We start from the raw sequence: 19681 nt of genomic DNA on the forward strand, positions 1-19681 counted from the left end.
GTGCATAAACAAGGCGTGCCTGTTCCGGATAAAGTTCCAGAACAGGGCGCCAATTAATATCGCCGGTATTTAACGGAGTTGAGCGGTAACTATGTATCGCACGCCATTTATTGAAGTGCGGTTAATAAGCCTGACTCGTTCATTCGGCGTATCGGTAAACTTGCTGGAAGAGCAAGTCGACGACATATTGGGCGCCGGATGAAGTGATGACGTAGATTTGTTCAACAGGCGTATCGCCACTTTGATCTTCCGGCAGATGGACAATCGTGCGACCAATCAGCAGTTTGTTGTCCATCAACTTGATGTTGGCCGGGTCCTGGAAGCTGACATGGAAGCGCCATGTGGACGCGTCGGAGGTTTTCTTCAATGCATCGGGTGTGGCAATGCGCAGGATGGTGTCGGCGTGAAGATGAACCTCATAGGTCGAGCCTTTGCCTTCCAGCACCGTCACGGTGTTCTGCGCCTGCGCGGGGAATTCCACGCGCTGGCGGCGTGCTTGCAAGACGATGGGCCGGCTGTTTTCGGGTTTGAGCAGCAGGTAGTCGCCAGTGCGCTTATCCAGCATCAACTGGCCATCGAGGTGTTTGACCCCGGGTAGTTGCACATCATCGGCATAACGAGGCGACGGAAGTTTGATTCGATAAGAAACGCCGTCACGCAGTGTCAGGTTGATCGCTTGATTCAGCACCAGGCCTTTGACCCGGTATGAAGTGTTATGGACATCCGTATAAGTATTGGACGCTGTGCTGGCGAGGTTTTCGAATTCGATGGTTTTATCCGAGAAGTGCAGCTTCAGGTGGAAGTTACTGTAGTTTAAATAGTGGTTACCATTCTGGTTGTCGACCGTAACCGTGTAAGTAGCCTGCGCCTGGGTAAGTTCCGCATTGTTGCAGTCGATATGAACGGTGCTGAGGGTCTTGTCATCCTTTTTGTTGATCTTGAAGAGGCTCCGGCTGATGTCGCGATCAATGTAATAGTGCGAAGTTTTACCGGATGCCATGTCATGTTCAGGCGCGGTGATGATCGTCGGTGACGGGCGCGTGCCTTTGGCCAGGATCAACACGTTCAGATTCTGATTGGCGCTGCCGCTGATTTCAGCGGGAAAGTCCGGCGTCAGTTGAAAGCCGTCCACGCTGATGAAGCGCAGTTTCTGCTCCTGGAACAGGCGTTTGCCGTGCTCCACCCGGTAAACGTCTTTGATGATCAGCTTTTGCTCTGGCCATTCGCCGTCCTTGCCGCACAGCGAAGTGACCTCCAGCGAGGTGTCATTGATCGACCATTTCTGAATGTTTTCAAATGGCCAGTCCATGATGATCACGCTTTCTTCGTGGGCGTCTTCGGTGAGGATGACGGTGCCGCTTTTGTGCGCGAGGTAATACTGGTCCTTGCCGGCGCCACCCGAGTCCTGGCCATAGCCGCCCATCAAGTAGATCGTGTCGTCACCCGCGCCGGCGTCGATCCGGTCATGGCCCCGGGCGACGATGCGGTTGGCCTCGCTGGAGCCGGTGACAATGCTGTTCGCCCCGGCCAGCGTCTCGATGTTTTCGATGTTCTCCAGGGTGGTATGGGCCGTGGCGGAGGGCGTGCCGGCCTGGTCCAGCAGGTTGATGCGGCCGGTTTGCAGATTGATCTCGAAACCGCTGTGTATCGAAGGTTCACGGCTGTCCAGCCGGCCCTGGAGCACCAGCGTATCGTTGCCCTGTTCGCCCACGAGAAAGTTCTGCACCTCCTTGGGCGCGGCACCCTTCAGCGCCTGGCTGGCGCCTTCGAACAGGAAGCGGTCATCCTTTTCCCCACCGGTCAGGTGTTTGGAGCCGGTGCCGAAGCTGAAGTGGTTGGCCTTCTTTTCGACGCCGATGATGGTGTCCTTGCCGCCGCCGAGCAGCCACAGCGTCGCCTTCGAATCGCCCGCCGTGCCTTTGACCACGCCGGACAGGTCCGAGGGCAGTCCCCCGCGCGCGTCGATCGTGTCATTGGTGTCCTCCACCGTCGGCAAGCGGATTTCCTTGGACGGCGTGGTTTCGCGCCCCTGGGCATCGTGCTCGAACCAGAAGACTTGCGTGGCCCGCAGGTCGACCTTGAACTTGCCATTGACGATGGCGTCGATGCTGTCCTTCATCTCGCCGTTCAGCCATTTGCGGGCCCTGCGGGTGAGACTTTTCGAATACTGGTCGGTGGCGACGGCGAGGGTGTAGCGATCCTGGATACGTTGCGGCGGGGTCTGGTTGATGAACGCCAGAAACCCGGTGACCAACCGTTCATCAATGCTCAACTCGATGTAGTCGTCAATGTCATCCACCTGGCGCACGGCGCTGTAGATCTGCGAGCCGGCGATCAGAATTGCCGCCGCGGCGATGCCCGCAGGGCCCGCGTGGGCGAAGCCGGCGAGGGCGGCGGTGCCGAGGATCAGGGTCAGGGCGGCGCTGGTCAGGTTCATCCCCGCGGCCACGTAATGATCCAGTGCCTGCTTGCCGGTGGTCCGGGCCGCGTCGTTCAACGCCTTGACCGCAAAATAAACGTCGAACGGCAGCGTCAAGGCACCCGCGATCAGGCCCGCCGAGCGCGACAGGTGCAGGCCGAACTGGGTTTTGGCGAAGCCTTGATAGATTTGCGCGCTCTGCTCGATCAGCGTCTGCGCCGTCTTCACCAGGCCACGTTCGATGATCAGCGAGCCGACTTCCGTGACAATCGCGCCGGCATTGATGGCCGCTTCCGTGCCGTCGCGGCGCTTGATGGCATCGTTGATTCCCATCAGGCCGCTGTAGATGCCGAACGCCTGCAGGCCGACGCCCATGCTGTTGACCACTTTGCTCTTTTGCTTGTCGACCCAGCCCGGGACATTCTCGGGCAGACGGATATCGTGCATATCCAGTTTCTGCGCCGCGCGCAGCAGGCGGTCGAGCTTCTGCGCCTGAGTGCCCGATGACTCGTTGAGCAGCGGCGGGGCGCTGACCGAACGGTGCGTGGCGATCTCGAACAGCAACGTGGGGATGGTGTAGTTGCCGACATTGCCGGTCGCCCACATCCGGCTCTCGACATCGACCGGGTTGAGTTGCAGGCCATCAATGAACGATTGCGGCGTGTGACGGAAATTGCAGTTGCCGATGTCCAGCGCTTCGCCGTGGACCGTGGCGTTGAGCTCGTGCAACTCCAGGCGGCTGACGGTGAAGTGGCCGAGGGCGATCGGTCCGTAATACTGGTCGAGGGCGCGCAGTGCCCGTTCGCGCTTTTGCGCGGATCGAGGGGGCGGATCTTGCGCGGCAGAGGCGCCGTTGCTGCGGATGAAGTCGTAGACTTCCTGGTCGGTGGTCGAAAGGTTCGGTGGTTCGACGTCCGAGATTTTTACCGCGTCGTAGCCGAGTTCATCGGCCGGGGAAATGATTTTTGCCATGGAAGCTTCCTTGTTGGGCGTGGGTACAAAACACTGGCCCGGACTTTAGGGAAGCGAGAGGAGGGTCAAGCGATAACTATGTAGTGCATCTGTTTCGGTTGATTACGGTATGAAGCCCCACCCGTGACGCCGCGACCGGGTGGGGCGTTGGTCAGTGTCCGCTCAACAACGAGGCCGCACCGGCGCCACCGAACAGACCGGCGCTGACACGGTTGAACCAGCTCTGGCCCTTGCCCGAGCGCAAATACCGCGCCGCGCCGTGGGCGCCGAGCCCGTAGGCGAGCTTGCAGAGCAAATCCAGCACGGTCCAGGTGGCGATCATCACCAGCAGTTGGGGCAGGAATGGTTGTTCGGCACTGAGGAACTGCGGCAGGAAAGCGGCAAAAAACAGAATGTCCTTGGGGTTGCTGGCGCCCAGCATGAAAGCCCGCCCGAACAACGCGCGAAAGCGTGGCACGGCGGCAGCCTGGGGCACTTCGGCGCCGTGGGAGGGTTGGCGCGATTGCTGCCAGCTCTGCCAGGCGAGGTAGAACAGGTACAGCGCGCCGACGATTTTCAGGGCGCTGAACAGCTGTTCCGACGCCAGCAGCAACGCGCCCAGCCCCAGGGCCGAGGCGCTGAGCAGGCAGATCGAGGCGCTGACGCCACCGAGAAACGCCGGGTATGAACGGCGCAGGCCGTAATTCAGGCTGTTGCTGATCATCAGCAACGACAGCGGCCCCGGGATCAGGATCACCACCAGGGCAGCACCGCTGAACAACAGCCAGGTTTCCAGACTCATTACTTTTGCTCCTTATGCACAAAAGCCTCACCCGACGGGGTGAGGCTGTTTTCGATCCTGTAAGCCTTACAGGAAGATGAACTTGGCGATGAAGATCGCGCAGAGCACCCACAGGCTGACGGAAATCTCCTTGTACTTGCCGGTGCCCGCCTTCAGCGCCACGTAGGTGATGAAGCCCAGGGCGATGCCGTCGGCGACCGAGAAGGTCAGCGGCATCATGATTGCCGTGACGATGGCCGGAATGCTGTCGGTGGCTTCGTCCCATTCGATGTGCGCCATGCCGCCCATCATCAGCATCGCCACGTAGATCAAGGCGCCAGCGGTGGCGTAGGCGGGGATCATGCCGGCCAGCGGGGCGAAGAACATGGCGGCGATGAACAGCAGGCCGACGACCACGGCGGTCAGGCCGGTGCGGCCACCGGCGGCCACGCCAGCGGCACTTTCCACGTAGCTGGTCACCGGCGGCACACCGACCACCGCGCCGAACACGCTGGAGGCGCTGTCGGCCTTCATCGCCCGGGACAGGTTTTCGATGCGACCTTCCGCGTTCACCAGATTGGCACGCTGGGCCACGCCCATCAGGGTGCCGGCGGTGTCGAACATGTGCACGAACAGGAAGGCCAGCACCACGCTGATCATGCTGACGTTGAACACGCCGGCGACGTTCATGGCCATCCAGGTCGGGGCCAGGCTCGGCGGGGCCGACATGATCCCTTCGTAATGCACCACGCCCAGGCCCCAACCGGCCAGCGTCACGGTGATGATGCTGATGAGAATGGCGCCGAACACCTTGTGGTAGCTGAGCACGGCGATCATCAAGAAGCAGATGGCCGCCAGCAGCGGGCCCGGTTCGTGGAACGAGCCGAGTTTGATCAGGGTGGCCGGGCTATCGACGACGATGCCCGCGGTTTTCAGGCCGATCAGCCCCAGGAACAGACCGACACCGGCGCCCATGGCGTGCCGCAGGCTGACCGGGATGCTGTTGAGCAGCCATTCGCGGATCCTGGAAAAGGTCAGGATCATGAACAGCACGCCGGAGACGAACACCGCACCCAGGGCCGTTTCCCAGTTGTAGCCCATGGTGCCGACCACGGTGTAGGTGAAGAACGCATTGAGGCCCATGCCTGGCGCCAGGCCGACGGGCCAGTTGGCGTACAGGCCCATCAACAGGCAACCCAGGGCGGCGGCGATGCAGGTGGCGACGAAGGCGGCGCCGTGGTCGATGCCGGCGTCGGCCATGATGTTGGGGTTGACGAAAATGATGTAGGCCATGGTGATGAAGGTCGTCAGGCCGGCGATCAGCTCGGTCTTCACCGTGGTGCCATGCAAGGAGAGTTTGAAGATGCGCTCCAGCCAGCCATTGCGTAACGGCGGCGAGAGTTCCAGCGTCGGGGCTTCGGATTTGCGGCTTTCCACAGCGGTGACTCCTCAAGAGTTTTATTGTTATTTCCAGGGCCGGACCCATGGGGTGGCAGCAGCCCTTTGAGGTATCTGCGAATTTGTTGACTGCTTGGTCAGGAACTCGCACGCAATGGATTATGCTTTTGTATACAAATAAAGCAAATAATGTTTTTGGTTTTGTCGACGAAATTTATGGCGATAGGGATATAAAAGCTCGCGAGCAGGCTCGCTCCCACAGGAGGAACGGGGTCAACTGTGGGAGCGAGCCTGCTCGCGATGATCTGACAGCCAGCAGAAGGGGCCCGGTAAAAACGCTTACTCCGCCACCCCCTGACTCCTTCCCAACCCCATATTCACCGCCATCCACCCATTCACCGCCGCCTCCCCAGCCTCGGCAAACACCCTCTCCAGCAACTTCACCTGCTCACGCCGCAGCGCCTGTTCGAACTTCGCCCCCTCCACGGTCAGCTCCAGCAGGCGTTTACGCTTGTCGGTCTCGCTGGCGACGCTGTTCACCAGGTTCATCTCCACCAACTGACGCAGGGGAATGTTCAACGCCTGCTTGGTCACGCCCAGCAGCGCCAGCAACTCCTTGACGCTGAGGTTGGGGTAGCGGGCGATGAAAAACACGATGCGCTGGTGCACCCGGCTGAGGCCGCGACGCTCGAGCATTTCATCGGCCTTGGCGGTAAACGCCTGGTAGCCGAAGAAGAACGCTTCCATGGCCTGCTGCTGGGAAGCGGGATTTTTAAGGTCAAGCATGTTGACGTATCCGTTCGGGTTGTCGTAATTTCGGTCAAGCAGTTTGACTCATTTCCCCACGGCCTCGCTACCGGTGACTCCCATGGCATTTTCCGAACGTGTCTCGCGCCTCAAAAGTTCTCTCATCCGTGAAATCCTGGCCGCGGCCCAGCGTCCGGAGGTGATGTCGTTCGCCGGTGGCCTGCCGGCCGAGGCGATGCTGCCCAAGGTCGAGTGGGACGACATGCCCGCGAGCATCGGCCAGTACGGCATGAGCGAAGGCGAGCCGGCGTTGCGCGAAGCCCTGGCGGCGCAGGCGCGGGCGCTGGGGGTGCCGTGCGAGGCCAGCCAGGTTCTGGTGGTCAGCGGTTCGCAGCAGACCCTGGACCTGGCGGCCAAGCTGTACATCGACCAAGGCACCGAGATTCTTCTCGAAGCGCCGACCTACCTGGCCGCGTTGCAGATCTTCCAGTTGTTCGGCGCCGACTGCATCACTGTGCCGCAAGAGGCGGATGGCCCGGACCTGGCGGCCCTGCGCAGTCGCCTGGAAAAACACCGGCCGGCGTTCATCTACCTGATCCCGACGTTCCAGAACCCGTCGGCGGTGCGCTACAGCGAGGCCAAGCGCGATGCGGTCGCAGCGCTGCTGGATGAATTCGGCGTGACCCTGATCGAAGACGAGCCGTATCGCGAGCTGACCTTCGATGGTGGCAACGCCACACCGATCGTCAGTCGCTTGCACAAAGCCAGCTGGATCTACACTGGCACCGTGTCGAAAACCTTGTTGCCGGGGCTGCGGGTGGGTTACCTGATCGCCAGCCCGGACCTGTTACCGCACCTGCTCAAGCTCAAGCAATCGGCCGACCTGCACACCAATCGCCTCGGCCAGTGGCAGGCGCTGCAATGGATCGGCTCGGAAAAATACCAGCAGCACTTGAGTGAGCTTCGGGATTTTTACCGGGTGCGGCGGGATACGTTCGAAAGGGCGCTGCAAGAGCATTTCGCTGACCTGGCCGAGTGGCAGGTGCCCCAGGGCGGGCTGTTTTTCTGGCTGACGCTCAAGCAGCCGCTGGATACGCGCACCTTGCTCAACGCGGCACTGGCGGCGGATGTGGCGTTCATGCCGGGCGAACCGTTTTTCCCTGAGCCGGATCGGCATCTTGGGTATTTGCGGCTGAACTTCAGCCATATCGAACCGGCGCGGTTGGGGGAGGGGCTCAAGCGGTTGGCAGCGGTGGTGCGGCAGGCGCAGGCGGCTGAGGCGGCCTGAGGATTTGTAGCGGCTGTGTTGGCCTCATCGCGAGCAGGCTCGCTCCCACAGTTTGGACGGTGTTCCCCTGTGGGAGCGAGCCTGCTCGCGATGACTGACTTCAATTCACTGCAAAAATCTCAGACCGCAGCAAACCGCTTATCCAGATAATCAATGATCACCTTGGACTCATACATCCAGGTGGTCTGCCCGTTCTCTTCGATGCGCAGGCACGGCACCTTGATCTTGCCGCCCTGTTCCAGCAGCGTCTGGCGATCCTGTTCGTTGTTCTTCGCGTCACGCAGGGCCACCGGCACGTTCAGGCGGCGCAGGGTGCGGCGGGTTTTCACGCAGAACGGGCAGGCGTGGAACTGGTACAGGGTCAGGTCCTTGGCGGCCGCTTCGACCTGGGCTTGGGCGGCAGCAGGGCGCTGCTTCTTGCCGGGACGGGTGATGAAGTCGATGAAGATGATCAGTTGGCCGAGGCCGACACGAAGTGCTTTGACGAACACGAGACAAGCCTCACGAGGGCAAAAGAAGGCGCGCAGCTTACCTGATTTTTCGGCGGCGAAAAAAAACCGGCGATGAACGCCGGTTTTCCTGTGCGGGCGAATTACTTGATCAGGCTGAGGAATTCGCTGCGGGTGGCCGCGTTTTCGCGGAACTCACCGAGCATCACCGAAGTGATCATCGACGAGTTCTGCTTCTCGACACCGCGCATCATCATGCACATGTGCTTGGCCTCGATCACCACCGCAACGCCCAGGGCGCCGGTGACCTGCTGGACCGCATCGGCGATCTGGCGGCTGAGGTTTTCCTGGATCTGCAGGCGGCGGGCGTACATGTCGACGATCCGCGCGACCTTGGACAGGCCCAGCACCTTGCCACTCGGGATGTAGGCGACGTGGGCCTTGCCGATGAAGGGCAGCAAGTGGTGTTCGCACAACGAGTACAGCTCGATGTCTTTGACCAGCACCATTTCGCTGTTGTCGGAGCTGAACAAGGCACCGTTGGTGACTTCTTCCAGTGTCTGCTCATAACCGCGGCAGAGGTACTGCATGGCTTTGGCGGCACGCTTCGGTGTGTCGAGCAGGCCCTCGCGGGAGACGTCCTCGCCGAGTTGGCCGAGGATCGCGGTGTAATTCTGTTCCAGGGACATGAAACTACCTGTGGGATTTTACGCAAAGGGCAAGGGTACGGCGGCAAACACGGCGCTGCAAGCGTGTCGCAACGGGATTATTCGTCGCGACCCTCCATCATGGTGCGTTTGAGCATCACGTACAGCGCTCCGGCACCGCCATGTTTCGCCTGGCAGGAGGTGAAACCAAGCACCTGCGGATGCTGACGCAGCCAGGTGTTGACGTGACTTTTGATCATCGGCCGCTTGCCGTCCAGGCGCACGGCCTTGCCGTGGGTGACGCGCACGCAACGGACTTCCAGCTGGGTCGCTTCGGCGAGGAATGCCCAGAGGGTTTCCCGGGCTTTTTCCACGCTCATGCCGTGCAGGTCGAGGCTGCCTTCGAACGGGATCTGGCCGATCTTGAGCTTGCGCATCTGGCTTTCCTGCACACCGTCGCGCGCCCACATCAGCTCGTCTTCCGGGCCGACGTCGATCACGAACTGGTCGGACAGGCCGTCAACCTGGGTGGCATCGGTGCGCACGGTGGCGGCCTGGCGCAGCTTGGCGATCTGTGCGCGGTCAGCCTTGGGTTTGCCGGTGTCGGCGCGGTCGTGCTTGATCGGCTTGACGCCTTGGATGGCACTTTTGAACAGGGAAAAATCGTCGTCTTGCATGTCAGCCTCCGCGAAGGGCGGCCAGTTTACCCAAGTCCAGACATGACCGATAACAATTGCGGCCTGCCGTAATGCCAGGCCGTCATTTTCAATCGTGTTTTTTCATCAGGTGCGGCGACATGTTCAGCTCGCGGGACTGGCGCGCACGGCGACGGCAGCGACGCCACAGCCACACGCCCAGGTAAAGTACGAACAGGCCAACGGCCAGGATGATGGCCGAGCCCAGTGGGCTGGCATTCAGTTCGCCCAGTGCGGGCGGGCGCCCGAGCAGGCTGGCGGCCCCGGCCATGGCCAGCAGGACCCCGCAGGTTGCCAGCAGTGCAGCGAAGGCTGCACCTATTCTAAATCGCCAGTTGCTTTGGCCTTTGGGCCGCAAGCGGCGAGCGTCAAATCCATCGGATAGCTTCATTCCGACCTTCCTCAATGGGTATCGGCCCTTCGACCGGAAGTTGACCGGGATGTTCCTGAGGCTATGACAATTACGGCTAACGGGCGGCTTTAGCGGATGAGCGGCGGCATAAACCGCTCATCGTGCGGCGATCAGATCAGATCGCGGGTCAGGGCGAGGGTGGCGAAGTTGTCGGCCATGATCGCCATTTCGGTCTGTTGAACGTGGTCGGCGCTCAACACGCCGCCCTTGTAGGGCAAATCGCGGGTAGCACAGGCGTCTTCAACCAGGGTGCAGCGAAAACCCAGGTTCTTCGCGGCGCGCACGGTGGTGCTGACACTGGAGTGGCTCATGAATCCACACACGATCAGGTCGAGGGAACCCAGGTTCTGCAGGCGTTCGAGCAGTTCGGTGCCGTGGAATGCGCTCGGCAGCAACTTGCCGATGATGGTCTCGTCGGCCTGCGGCTCCAGGCCGGGGATGAACTCACCGCGCTCGCCCTGCGGGTCGAACAGCCCGCCGACGGTGCCAAGGTGGCGCACATGCACAATGGGGCGGCCGGCAGCGCGGGCCGCGGTCACCAGTTGCTTGATGTTCGCGACGGCAGCATCCATGCCGCTCAGGGCCAGCGGGCCGCTGAGGTACTCTTTCTGGGCATCGATGATCACAAGCGTCGCATGACTCAGATTGGCGGCGGCATAACCGCGGCCACTGAGTTGAAACATCGTTTTTGGAACGGACATTCTGGGGCTCCTTCGGGTGGGGCTTTTGCGACATTGTCCTCTGGCTGAGCGTTTCTGTGAATCGCTACCAACGCAGGGGCCGTCGTTGCTGGCTTACAGCGTTGTCAAGATCCTCGTTTTGTTCAATAGCCAGCACAAAAAATGGAGAAGTCCTACGTCGATGCCGAAGTTTTTCCTGCGTCGTCGTCGCGCGTTTTGGCTGTTAGAATCGCCTGTCGTTTTTTCTGGAGTTTGCCGCTGTGATCACTTCCCGACTTCGTACCCTGCGTGACCATATCCGTTGGGCCGTCAGCCGCTTCCATGGGGAGGATCTGTTTTTCGGCCATGGCACCGACAACGCGTGGGACGAAGCGCGCCAACTGGTGTTGGGGGCCTTGCACCTGCCGTGGGAAATTTCCGATGCCTACCTCGACTGCAATCTCGAGGACGATGAGCTGGTGCGCCTGCAACGCATGCTCAAGCGCCGCATCGAAGAGCGTATTCCTACCGCTTACCTGCTCGGCGAGGCCTGGTTCTGCGGCCTGCCGTTCATTGTCGACGAGCGCGTGCTGATCCCGCGTTCCCCGATCGGCGAGCTGATCGAAAAGCAGTTCAGCCCCTGGCTGGGCGCGGAACCTGCGCGCATCCTCGACCTGTGCACCGGCTCCGGCTGCATCGGCATCGCCTGCGCCTACGAGTTCCAGGACGCCGAAGTGGTGCTGGGCGACCTGTCGTTCGAAGCGCTGGAAGTGGCCAACCGCAACATCGAACGCCATGGCGTCGAGGAGCGGGTGTACACGGTCCAGGGCGATGGCTTCGATGGTTTGCCAGGGCAACGTTTCGACCTGATCGTGTCGAACCCGCCCTACGTCGATGCGGAAGATTTCGCCGACATGCCCCAGGAATACCAACACGAACCGGCACTGGGCCTGGCGTGTGGCGATGACGGCCTGAACCTGGTGCGGCGCATGCTGGCCGAGGCCGGGGAACACCTGACCGAGAAGGGCTTGCTGATTGTCGAAGTGGGCAACAGCCAGGTGCACGTCGAAGCGCTGTACCCGGAAGTCGACTTCGCCTGGCTCGATTTCCAGCGCGGCGGGCATGGCGTGTTCATGTTGACGGCACAACAGTGCCGGGAGCATCAGGCCCTGTTCGCTTCGCGCGTTTGACCTCTGTGGGAGCGAGCCTGCTCGCGATGGCGGCCTGTCGGTGTACATATCCATTCTGCCGTAACGGCCGCTAATGGTTCCGCCCTTACGGCGGGTGACTTTGGGGCGACAAAGTAACCAAAACGCTTGGCCCCTGACGTACGGCCCTTCGCTGACGCTCAGGGTTCCCTCGTTCCGGCCCTGCTCCGTGGGCCCGCCGCCATCGGCCATCCTTGGCCGAGGGCGGCTAACCCGGCATCCATGCCGGATTGCCCACTACGCAGAACCTCCACTCGGCCTTCCGACGGGGCAATCTGCGTCGCCTGTGGGATCGCGGCTTTTCTTTCTGTAGGAGCGAGCTTGCTCGCGATGGTCGTCAACAGTGACGCGGGCTGTCTGGATGCCTGCGGTGTCTGGGCTACCATCGCGAGCAAGCTCGCTCCTACAGGGGGTCGTGCTCGGCTTTTGATTTTGATCTTCTGTGGGGGCGAGCTTGCTCGCGATGGTCGTCAACAGTGACGCGGGCTGTCTGGATGCCTGCGGTGTCTGGGCTACCATCGCGAGCAAGCTCGCTCCTACAGGGGGTCGTGCTCGGCTTTTGATTTTGATCTTCTGTGGGGGCGAGCCTGCTCGCGATGGTCGTGAACGATGACGCGGGCTGTCTGGGAGCCTGCGGTGTCTGGGCTACCATCGCGAGCAAGCTCGCTCCTACAGGGGGTCGTGCTCGGCTTTTGATCTTGATCTTTTGTGGGAGCGGGCTTGCTCGCGATGGTCGTTAACGATGACGCGGGCTGTCTGGATGCCTGCGGTGTCTGGGCTACCATCGCGAGCAAGCTCGCTCCTACAGGGGGGCGTGCTCGGCTTTTGATCTTGATCTTTTGTGGGAGCGGGCTTGCTCGCGATGGTCGTTAACGATGACGCGGGCTGTCTGGATGCCTGCGGTGTCTGGGCTACCATCGCGAGCAGGCTCGCTCCCACAGGGGAAGGGCGTTGTGCTTTTGATCTTGAGCTTCTGACCGAGAATTACCAGGCGACGAAGATTGCCCCGTCGGAAGGCCGAGTGGAGGTTCTGCGTAGTGGGCAACCCGGCATGGATGCCGGGTTAGCCGCCCTCGGCCAAGGATGGCCGATGGCGGCGGGCCCACGGAGCGGGACCGGAGCGAGGGAACCCTGAGCGTCAGCGAAGGGCCGTACGTCAGGGGCCGGGCGTTTTGGTTACTTTGGCGCGACAAAGTAACCCGCCGTAAGGGCGGAACCTTGAGTGGCCGTTACCGCAGAAACGGATATGTACACCCGTAAGGTCGCCATCGCGGGCAAGCCCGCTCCCACAGAGTCACCCGCCGTAAGGGCGGAACCCTAAGCGGCGGTTACCGCAGGAATGGATATGTACATCCGTAAAGACGCCATCGCGGGCAAGCCCGCTCCTACAGAGTAATCCGCCGTAAGGGCGGAACCTTAGGCGGCCGTTACCGCAAGAATGGATATGTACACCTGCAGGCCGCCAGCGCGAGCCTCAACGATGCGTAGCAATCCAGATCAACAACCCCGCCTGAAACACCGCAAACGCCACCAGGCAAGTAATGGTAAAACGCAGCCCAGCGTCCTCACGCTTGTACTTGCTGACCTTTTCCTCATGCTTGCGAAGCTTCACTTCCTGCTCGGCCAGGTTCTGCTCGGCCTGCTGGAGCATCTGCGCGGCTTCGAGGATTTCCACCTGTTGCAGTTTTTCCGTGTTCCAGTCCGTCAGCAGGTCGCCGATCCGCGCGGCCTTGACGCTGCCCTTGAGATGTTGGGCATCGGCATACACCACGTCAAAGCCATGCATGCGCAGAAAATGATCGCGGCGCAGGCGGGTGTCTTCGTTGAGGGCGTCCTTGTTATTCAGGTCGGTGCCGTCGAAGGTGTACGTCGGCCAGCGCTTTTTCGCCCAACTGATGCCCTGGGCGGCCAGATAGCGGCCGATACCCCGGTTCATCGGCTCGATCTGCAGGCTCTCCGGTTCGAAATGCACGCGCTTTTCGGCGTGATCGACCCACACGTCCAGATGATTCTGTTCCTTGCGCACACGCTGGCCGGGCAGGGAGATGGTCATGCGCAGCAGGCTGTGCTTCTTGTCATTGCGCTCGGCGTAGCCGAACTCGACGAAGCGCAGTGGCCGCCCGCCGGTGTTGCGGTCGGTCTGCAACGGCGCCAGGCGGAGCATCTTGTGGTGCTCGACGTGGACGTCTGCCCAGGGCAGCTCGACCGCTGGCGGTGCTTCTTTTTCAGCGGTGGTGTCGGGTGAAGTCTGGGTATCGGTCATAACGGCGAGATCCTGTCCAAGCTCAGCATGTCGCCCGCACGTGCGCTGGCGACAAAGGCTTATCGGCCGTTTTCCCAAGTACTGGAGGGCAAAAAGCGCTTAACGGGTGCGAAGTCCGTCAATAAATCCAAGGATTCGTGTTCCGAGTTCGGCGGCCAGGGGCAAATTCGGGTCTTTGTAGGACGCCAATTGCCGTTTGACGTCGTTGGGCACGATGCGCATGACGTGGTTCATGCCCTCGATCAGCGCCAGTTCGGCATCCGGTTTGGCAGCCTTGAGTTGCCGCGCATCCTCGACACTGACCTGGATGTCGTTGCTACCCTGGATGATCAGCGCCGGCATCTTCAGTCGGGCGAACGCGGCGGCCGGGTCCTGGCGGAACAGCGAAATCAGGTACGGCTGCACGCTCGGGCGAAAAATCACCTGTAGCGGCGCGGGAACGTTGGCGTCGGTTTTCCCGGCCTTGAGGCTGTCGATCAGTTCATTGCTGCGTTGCATCAGCGCCGGCGGCAGGCTGCGGGCCAGTTGCTGGCGCAACAGCTGATCGACCGGGCGGGCGGTGCCGGACATGGAAATGACCGCGGCGGCGTCGACGCTCGGCGCCGCGAGGCTGGCAATCAACGCGCCTTCGCTGTGCCCCAGCAGGATCAACGGACCGAAACGCGGATCGCTCTTGAGTTTGCGTCCCCAGGCTTCGGCGTCCGCCACGTAGGCCTCCACCGACAGGTTGCGCTCGTCGGGCGTGGCCGCGAGGCTCGCCGCGACGCCGCGCTTGTCGTAACGCACGCTGGCGATGTTGTGTTTGGCCAGCACCCAGGCCAGGCGCTTGAGGCTGTCGTTGCGCCCGCCGTCGGGGTTGTTGCCGTCGCGGTCGGTAGGACCGGAGCCGGAAATGATCAGGACAACAGGCACCGGTTTGTCGGATTTTGGCAGCAGCAGGGAGCCGAACAGTTCCCCGGTGCCGGTGTCCAGGCTGATCGGTCGTTGCAGCACGGTGGCCTGCACAAAACCGCTGAAAAGGGTAAGACTCAAGACTAAAGCTCGCAGCATCATGACGCCATCATTCACAAGGATCCCGGTTGGACTGGCGGGCCTGCAGAAGGTTCGAGGATGAACTACTCGGGGAGCCTGCGTATACTGGCGCGCATTACGTATTTGGGTTCGATTTCACGGAGCGTCCTGATGTCCGGCAATACCTACGGCAAGCTGTTCACTGTCACCACCGCAGGCGAGAGCCATGGGCCGGCGTTGGTCGCCATTGTCGACGGCTGCCCGCCGGGGCTTGAAATTTCCCTGGAGGATCTGCAGCGCGACCTTGATCGCCGCAAGCCCGGCACCAGCCGTCACACCACCCAGCGCCAAGAAGCCGACGAAGTCGAGATCCTCTCGGGCGTGTTCGAAGGCCGCACCACCGGGTGCGCCATTGGCCTGTTGATTCGCAACACCGACCAGAAGTCCAAGGACTACTCGGCGATCAAGGACCTGTTCCGCCCGGCCCACGCCGACTACACCTACCACCACAAATACGGCGAGCGCGATTATCGCGGCGGCGGACGCAGCTCGGCGCGCGAAACCGCCATGCGCGTGGCGGCGGGGGCGATTGCCAAGAAATTCCTGGCGTCCCAGGGCATCGTCATTCGCGGCTACATGAGCCAGCTCGGCCCGATCGAAATCCCGTTCAAGACCTGGGACTCGGTCGAGCAGAACGCTTTCTTCAGCCCCGACCCGGACAAGGTGCCGGAGCTGGAAGCCTATATGGACCAACTGCGTCGCGACCAGGATTCGGTGGGCGCCAAGATCACCGTGGTCGCCGAAGGCGTGATGCCGGGCCTGGGCGAGCCGATCTTCGACCGTCTCGACGCCGAGCTGGCCCATGCGCTGATGAGCATCAACGCGGTCAAGGGCGTGGAAATCGGCGCCGGTTTCGCCAGCGTTGCCCAGCGTGGCACCGAGCACCGCGATGAGCTGACGCCGGAAGGTTTCCTCAGCAACAACGCCGGCGGCATCCTCGGCGGCATCTCGTCCGGTCAGCCAATCGTGGCGCACATCGCCCTGAAGCCGACCTCAAGCATCACCACCCCGGGCCGTTCGATCGACATCCATGGCAACCCGGTGGACGTGATCACCAAGGGTCGCCACGATCCGTGCGTGGGTATCCGCGCCACGCCAATCGCCGAAGCGATGATGGCCATCGTGCTGATGGATCACCTGCTGCGCCACCGTGGGCAGAACGCCGACGTACGCGTCAGCACGCCGGTGCTGGGTCAGCTTTGAGCCAAGCCCTGCAAGTCGCCACGGTCTGATGGCCGTGGCGCTCCCGTACTGGCGGCTTTCCAGTTTCTATCTGTTCTATTTCGCCTTGCTTGGCTCGACGGCGCCGTTTCTGGCGCTGTACTTCCATCACCTGGGATTCAGCGCCGCGCGCATTGGCGAGCTGGTGGCCATTCCCATGCTGATGCGTTGCGTGGCGCCGAACCTCTGGGGCTGGCTCGGTGACTACACCGGTCGGCGCCTGGCCATCGTACGCTTCGGGGCGATCTGTACCCTGCTGACGTTTTCGCTGATCTTCGTCAGCAAAAGCTACGCCTGGCTGGCGATGGTCATGGCCCTGCACGCGTTCTTCTGGCACGCGGTGTTGCCACAGTTCGAAGTCATCACCCTGGCGCATTTGCAGGGCCAGGCCCAGCGCTACAGCCAGATCCGCCTGTGGGGCTCGATCGGTTTCATCATCACCGTGGTTGCGCTGGGGCGGCTGTTCGAATGGCTGAGCCTGGACATCTACCCGGTGGCGCTGGTGACCATCATGGCCGGTATCGTGCTCAGCAGCCTGTGGGTGCCCAATGCCCAGCCGGCCCAGGGCGAGCGCCTGGCCGGCGACGGTTTTCTCAAGCAGTTGCGCAGCCCTGGCGTGTTGGCGTTCTACGCGTGCGTGGCGCTGATGCAGATGAGCCACGGCCCGTATTACACGTTCCTTACCCTGCACCTGGAACAGCTCGGTTACAGCCGAGGCCTGATCGGTATGCTCTGGGCACTGGGGGTGGTCGCCGAAGTGCTGGTGTTCATGGCCATGAGCAAAATCCTGGCGCGGTTTTCCGTGCGCCGGGTGCTGCTGGCCAGTTTCCTGCTGGCGGCGCTGCGCTGGCTGTTGCTGGGTTCGCTGGCCGAGTTCGTCGGCGTGCTGCTGTTTGCCCAGGTGCTGCACGCGGCGACGTTCGGCAGCTTTCACGCCGCTGCCATCCACTTCGTGCAACGTAGTTTCGGCGCGCGCCAGCAAGGGCAGGGCCAGGCATTGTATGCCGCCCTGGCCGGTACCGGCGGCGCATTGGGCGCCCTGTATTCCGGTTACAGCTGGAACGCCCTGGGCGCCGCATGGACCTTTAGTATTGCCAGTCTCGCAGCGTTCGCCGCTGCCGTTATCATTGCCACACGTATGCAAGAGGACAGGCCATGAGCCTTACCCGTGAACACCTCGCCCAGGAAATCATCGATGCCGGGCGTTTTCTGTATGGCCGCGGCTGGTCGCCGGCCACCAGCAGCAATTATTCGGCGCGCCTGTCGCCGACCCAGGCGCTGTTGACCGTCTCCGGCAAGCACAAGGGCCAGTTGGGCCCGGACGATGTGCTGGCCACGGACCTGTCCGGCAACAGCCTGGAGCCGGGCAAGAAACCGTCCGCCGAAACCCTGCTGCATACCCAGCTCTACAGCTGGCGCGCGGAAATCGGCGCGGTGCTGCACACCCATTCGGTCAACGCCACGGTGCTGTCGCGCCTGACGCCGCAGGACTTCATCGAATTCGAAGACTACGAACTGCAAAAGGCTTTCAGTGGGGTCACCACCCATGAATCGCGGGTGCGCGTGCCGATTTTCGACAACGACCAGGACATTGCGCGCCTGGCCGCCAAGGTGCAGCCTTGGCTCGACGCCCACCCCGATTGCGCCGGTTACCTGATCCGCGGCCACGGCCTCTACACCTGGGGCGCGCGTATGAGCGATGCACTGCGGCAGATCGAGGCCTTCGAATTTTTGTTCGAGTGCGAGTTGAAAACCCGAGCGGTGCTAAACCGCCAAGCCTGAACCGTTAAGGAGTTGCCCTGATGAGCAGCCTGTCCGTTTACCACGTCTCAAGCCCTGACATTCCGAACAAGGTGCTGACCCATTTCGAAGACATCGCCTCGACCCTGGCCGAGCAGGGCGTGCGTTTCGACCGCTGGCAAGCCGCGGCGAAAATCCAGCCGGGCGCCAGCCAGGAAGAGGTGATCGCCGCCTATAAAGAGCAGATCGACAAGCTGATGACCGAACGCGGTTACATCACCGTCGATGTGATCAGCCTCAACAGCGATCACCCGCAAAAGGCCGAACTGCGCGCCAAGTTTCTCGACGAACACCGCCATGGCGAAGACGAAGTCAGGTTTTTCGTCGCCGGGCGTGGTCTGTTCACCCTGCATCTGGGTGATTACGTGTACGCCGTGTTGTGCGAAAAGAACGACCTGATCTCGGTACCGGCCGGCACTCCGCACTGGTTCGACATGGGCGAGAACCCGCATTTCGTGGCGATCCGCCTGTTCAACAACCCCGAAGGCTGGGTGGCCAACTTCACCGGCGACGACATCGCCAGCCACTTCCCGCGTCTCGAGGACTGAGTCGATGCCGATCAAAGCCATCCTCACCGACATCGAAGGCACCACCAGCGCGGTGAGTTTTGTCTTCGACGTGCTGTTTCCCTACGCCGCCCGCCATCTGCCGGGGTTCGTCCGTCAGCACGCCACGCGCGCCGACGTCGCCGAGCAACTGGACGCCGTGCGCCTGGACAGCGCCGAGCCGGGCGCGGATGTCGAGCGGGTCATCGAGATCCTGCTGGGCTGGATCGCCGAAGACCGCAAGGCCACACCACTCAAGGCGTTGCAGGGCATGGTCTGGGAGCAGGGTTATCAGGCCGGGCAGTTGAAAGGCCACGTCTACCCGGATGCCGTTCAGGCGTTGCAGGATTGGCATCGCCAGGGCTTGCAGTTGTATGTGTATTCGTCAGGGTCGATCCAGGCGCAGAAGCTGATCTTCGGCTGCTCGGAGGCGGGGGATCTGTCGGGGCTGTTCAACGGCTACTTCGACACCACGTCAGGGCCCAAGCGTGAGGCGCAGTCCTATCAGCGCATCACCCAGGCCATTGGCCTGCACGCGGAGGAAATCCTGTTCCTGTCGGACATCGTCCAGGAGCTGGAAGCGGCACACCAGGCGGGCATGAAAACCTGCGGCCTGGCGCGAGAGGGTGGTGAACTGGAGGGGCATGTGACGGTGGAGAGTTTCGCTCACATTGAGCCTGAGGCGTTCTAACCCTCGGCCCCTAACCCAGAACCCCTGTAGGAGCGAGCTTGCTCGCGATGGACTTGAACGATAACGCATGCCGGACTGAATCCCCGCGTCGTCTGGTCGTCCATCGCGAGCAAGCTCGCTCCTACAGGTGACAGGTTAACTCGGGGTTGCGATCAAGCCGAATGATAAGTCGGCAACGCAAACCGCTGCTGGCTCTGCAGCATGGAAATCTGCGGCAGTTCGCTGGCCTGTTCGGCCAAGTCGCGGCGGATGGCGCTGATCACCCACGACAGTTGATCACCGGCATGCAATTGCTGGTACGAGATCGAGCGCTTGAATACCCGGCCTTCACTGCTGCGCAAGGTCAGCAGGATGCCACCGTCGGGACGAGGCAGGGTGGTGACTTCGAAGTTGGAGAACAGCGACGAAAATTTTTCCTGGATCAGGCTCATGTCTA

Annotated in this window: 19 protein-coding genes; 7 read left to right on the forward strand and 12 right to left on the reverse strand. The window is 61.8% G+C overall.

The annotated features are described in order from the left end of the window. Nucleotides 1-139: 139 nt before the first annotated feature. From ABVN20_RS28345 to ABVN20_RS28360, 4 genes are all read right to left on the reverse strand, one after another. Nucleotides 140-3391, reverse strand: a complete 3252-nt coding sequence (locus ABVN20_RS28345) for a calcium-binding protein (RefSeq protein WP_368559094.1) — start codon at nucleotides 3389-3391, stop codon at nucleotides 140-142. Nucleotides 3392-3542: 151 nt separating this feature from the next. Further along, nucleotides 3543-4172 (reverse strand): LysE family translocator, encoded by a 630-nt coding sequence (locus tag ABVN20_RS28350; protein ID WP_368559095.1) that lies wholly within the window; start codon nucleotides 4170-4172, stop codon nucleotides 3543-3545. Between the two features lie 66 nt (nucleotides 4173-4238). Continuing rightward, a complete protein-coding gene (locus tag ABVN20_RS28355) occupies nucleotides 4239-5558 on the reverse strand; it encodes an NCS2 family permease (RefSeq protein WP_368559420.1) in 1320 nt (439 codons plus the stop codon). 330 nt (nucleotides 5559-5888) lie between these two features. Beyond that, nucleotides 5889-6335 carry a MarR family winged helix-turn-helix transcriptional regulator gene (locus ABVN20_RS28360; RefSeq protein WP_368559096.1) on the reverse strand — a complete coding sequence of 149 codons (447 nt, stop codon included), beginning with the start codon at nucleotides 6333-6335 and terminating at the stop codon, nucleotides 5889-5891. An 82-nt stretch (nucleotides 6336-6417) separates the two neighbouring features. Here ABVN20_RS28360 and ABVN20_RS28365 point away from each other — a divergent pair, with 82 nt between their 5' ends. Continuing rightward, nucleotides 6418-7584 carry a PLP-dependent aminotransferase family protein gene (locus ABVN20_RS28365; RefSeq protein WP_368559097.1) on the forward strand — a complete coding sequence of 389 codons (1167 nt, stop codon included), beginning with the start codon at nucleotides 6418-6420 and terminating at the stop codon, nucleotides 7582-7584. 119 nt (nucleotides 7585-7703) lie between these two features. Here ABVN20_RS28365 and ABVN20_RS28370 read toward each other — a convergent pair whose 3' ends face one another. The 5 genes from ABVN20_RS28370 to ABVN20_RS28390 form a co-directional block, all read right to left on the reverse strand. After that, nucleotides 7704-8075: a glutathione S-transferase N-terminal domain-containing protein gene (locus ABVN20_RS28370; RefSeq protein ID WP_368559098.1), complete on the reverse strand. Its 372-nt coding sequence runs from the start codon at nucleotides 8073-8075 to the stop codon at nucleotides 7704-7706. Nucleotides 8076-8176: 101 nt separating this feature from the next. Next, on the reverse strand, nucleotides 8177-8722 hold the full coding sequence (gene folE / locus ABVN20_RS28375; RefSeq protein WP_003204506.1) for a GTP cyclohydrolase I FolE: 546 nt from the start codon (nucleotides 8720-8722) through the stop codon (nucleotides 8177-8179). Between the two features lie 77 nt (nucleotides 8723-8799). Then, the gene (locus tag ABVN20_RS28380; RefSeq protein ID WP_368559099.1) at nucleotides 8800-9357 is read right to left on the reverse strand and encodes a Smr/MutS family protein; all 558 of its coding nucleotides are present in this window, start codon (nucleotides 9355-9357) and stop codon (nucleotides 8800-8802) included. 88 nt (nucleotides 9358-9445) lie between these two features. Beyond that, nucleotides 9446-9766, reverse strand: a complete 321-nt coding sequence (locus ABVN20_RS28385; protein WP_368559100.1) for a hypothetical protein — start codon at nucleotides 9764-9766, stop codon at nucleotides 9446-9448. 131 nt (nucleotides 9767-9897) lie between these two features. Beyond that, on the reverse strand, nucleotides 9898-10488 hold the full coding sequence (locus ABVN20_RS28390; protein ID WP_368559101.1) for a cysteine hydrolase family protein: 591 nt from the start codon (nucleotides 10486-10488) through the stop codon (nucleotides 9898-9900). Nucleotides 10489-10727: 239 nt separating this feature from the next. Between ABVN20_RS28390 and prmB the strand changes: the two genes are divergently transcribed. After that, complete coding sequence (gene prmB, locus ABVN20_RS28395) at nucleotides 10728-11636, forward strand: 50S ribosomal protein L3 N(5)-glutamine methyltransferase (protein WP_368559102.1); 909 nt, start codon at nucleotides 10728-10730, stop codon at nucleotides 11634-11636. A 1492-nt stretch (nucleotides 11637-13128) separates the two neighbouring features. Here the strand turns inward: prmB and ABVN20_RS28400 are convergent. Together ABVN20_RS28400 and ABVN20_RS28405 are read right to left on the reverse strand one after the other, a co-directional pair. Further along, nucleotides 13129-13917, reverse strand: a complete 789-nt coding sequence (locus ABVN20_RS28400; protein ID WP_368559103.1) for a hypothetical protein — start codon at nucleotides 13915-13917, stop codon at nucleotides 13129-13131. Nucleotides 13918-14016: 99 nt separating this feature from the next. Next, nucleotides 14017-14970 (reverse strand): alpha/beta hydrolase, encoded by a 954-nt coding sequence (locus tag ABVN20_RS28405; protein ID WP_368559104.1) that lies wholly within the window; start codon nucleotides 14968-14970, stop codon nucleotides 14017-14019. A 129-nt stretch (nucleotides 14971-15099) separates the two neighbouring features. On the opposite strand from ABVN20_RS28405, the gene aroC reads away from it, so the two are divergent. The 5 genes from aroC to mtnC are packed head-to-tail and all read left to right on the forward strand — an operon-like array spanning nucleotide 15100 to nucleotide 19245. Further along, complete coding sequence (gene aroC, locus ABVN20_RS28410; RefSeq protein ID WP_368559105.1) at nucleotides 15100-16191, forward strand: chorismate synthase; 1092 nt, start codon at nucleotides 15100-15102, stop codon at nucleotides 16189-16191. 28 nt (nucleotides 16192-16219) lie between these two features. Then, entirely contained in the window at nucleotides 16220-17368 is a 1149-nt protein-coding gene (locus tag ABVN20_RS28415; RefSeq protein WP_368559106.1) for an MFS transporter, read from the forward strand. Continuing rightward, nucleotides 17365-17991, forward strand: a complete 627-nt coding sequence (locus tag ABVN20_RS28420) for a methylthioribulose 1-phosphate dehydratase (RefSeq protein ID WP_368559107.1) — start codon at nucleotides 17365-17367, stop codon at nucleotides 17989-17991. Before ABVN20_RS28415 ends, ABVN20_RS28420 begins: the two co-directional genes overlap by 4 nt. A 20-nt stretch (nucleotides 17992-18011) precedes the next feature. After that, entirely contained in the window at nucleotides 18012-18557 is a 546-nt protein-coding gene (locus ABVN20_RS28425; protein ID WP_368559108.1) for an acireductone dioxygenase, read from the forward strand. Nucleotides 18558-18561: 4 nt separating this feature from the next. Then, the gene (gene mtnC / locus ABVN20_RS28430) at nucleotides 18562-19245 is read left to right on the forward strand and encodes an acireductone synthase (protein ID WP_368559109.1); all 684 of its coding nucleotides are present in this window, start codon (nucleotides 18562-18564) and stop codon (nucleotides 19243-19245) included. Nucleotides 19246-19397: 152 nt separating this feature from the next. Here the strand turns inward: mtnC and ABVN20_RS28435 are convergent, their stop codons facing one another. Further along, nucleotides 19398-19676 (reverse strand): DUF3509 domain-containing protein, encoded by a 279-nt coding sequence (locus ABVN20_RS28435; protein WP_368559110.1) that lies wholly within the window; start codon nucleotides 19674-19676, stop codon nucleotides 19398-19400. Nucleotides 19677-19681 lie beyond the last annotated feature (5 nt).

It is taken from the genome of Pseudomonas sp. MYb118, assembly GCF_040947875.1.
Taxonomy (GTDB): Bacteria; Pseudomonadota; Gammaproteobacteria; order Pseudomonadales; family Pseudomonadaceae; genus Aquipseudomonas.

What these genes read in the sequence shown, in the direction of transcription:
- ABVN20_RS28345 (WP_368559094.1), bottom strand. Translation starts at nt 3,391, where the DNA reads ATGGCAAAAATCATTTCCCCGGCCGATGAACTCGGCTACGACGCGGTA.
- ABVN20_RS28350 (WP_368559095.1), bottom strand. Translation starts at nt 4,172, where the DNA reads ATGAGTCTGGAAACCTGGCTGTTGTTCAGCGGTGCTGCCCTGGTGGTG.
- ABVN20_RS28360 (WP_368559096.1), bottom strand. Translation starts at nt 6,335, where the DNA reads ATGCTTGACCTTAAAAATCCCGCTTCCCAGCAGCAGGCCATGGAAGCG.
- ABVN20_RS28365 (WP_368559097.1), top strand. Translation starts at nt 6,418, where the DNA reads ATGGCATTTTCCGAACGTGTCTCGCGCCTCAAAAGTTCTCTCATCCGT.
- folE (WP_003204506.1), bottom strand. Translation starts at nt 8,722, where the DNA reads ATGTCCCTGGAACAGAATTACACCGCGATCCTCGGCCAACTCGGCGAG.
- ABVN20_RS28380 (WP_368559099.1), bottom strand. Translation starts at nt 9,357, where the DNA reads ATGCAAGACGACGATTTTTCCCTGTTCAAAAGTGCCATCCAAGGCGTC.
- ABVN20_RS28385 (WP_368559100.1), bottom strand. Translation starts at nt 9,766, where the DNA reads ATGAAGCTATCCGATGGATTTGACGCTCGCCGCTTGCGGCCCAAAGGC.
- ABVN20_RS28390 (WP_368559101.1), bottom strand. Translation starts at nt 10,488, where the DNA reads ATGTCCGTTCCAAAAACGATGTTTCAACTCAGTGGCCGCGGTTATGCC.
- ABVN20_RS28400 (WP_368559103.1), bottom strand. Translation starts at nt 13,917, where the DNA reads ATGACCGATACCCAGACTTCACCCGACACCACCGCTGAAAAAGAAGCA.
- ABVN20_RS28405 (WP_368559104.1), bottom strand. Translation starts at nt 14,970, where the DNA reads ATGATGCTGCGAGCTTTAGTCTTGAGTCTTACCCTTTTCAGCGGTTTT.
- aroC (WP_368559105.1), top strand. Translation starts at nt 15,100, where the DNA reads ATGTCCGGCAATACCTACGGCAAGCTGTTCACTGTCACCACCGCAGGC.
- ABVN20_RS28415 (WP_368559106.1), top strand. Translation starts at nt 16,220, where the DNA reads ATGGCCGTGGCGCTCCCGTACTGGCGGCTTTCCAGTTTCTATCTGTTC.
- ABVN20_RS28420 (WP_368559107.1), top strand. Translation starts at nt 17,365, where the DNA reads ATGAGCCTTACCCGTGAACACCTCGCCCAGGAAATCATCGATGCCGGG.
- ABVN20_RS28425 (WP_368559108.1), top strand. Translation starts at nt 18,012, where the DNA reads ATGAGCAGCCTGTCCGTTTACCACGTCTCAAGCCCTGACATTCCGAAC.
- mtnC (WP_368559109.1), top strand. Translation starts at nt 18,562, where the DNA reads ATGCCGATCAAAGCCATCCTCACCGACATCGAAGGCACCACCAGCGCG.
- ABVN20_RS28435 (WP_368559110.1), bottom strand. Translation starts at nt 19,676, where the DNA reads ATGAGCCTGATCCAGGAAAAATTTTCGTCGCTGTTCTCCAACTTCGAA.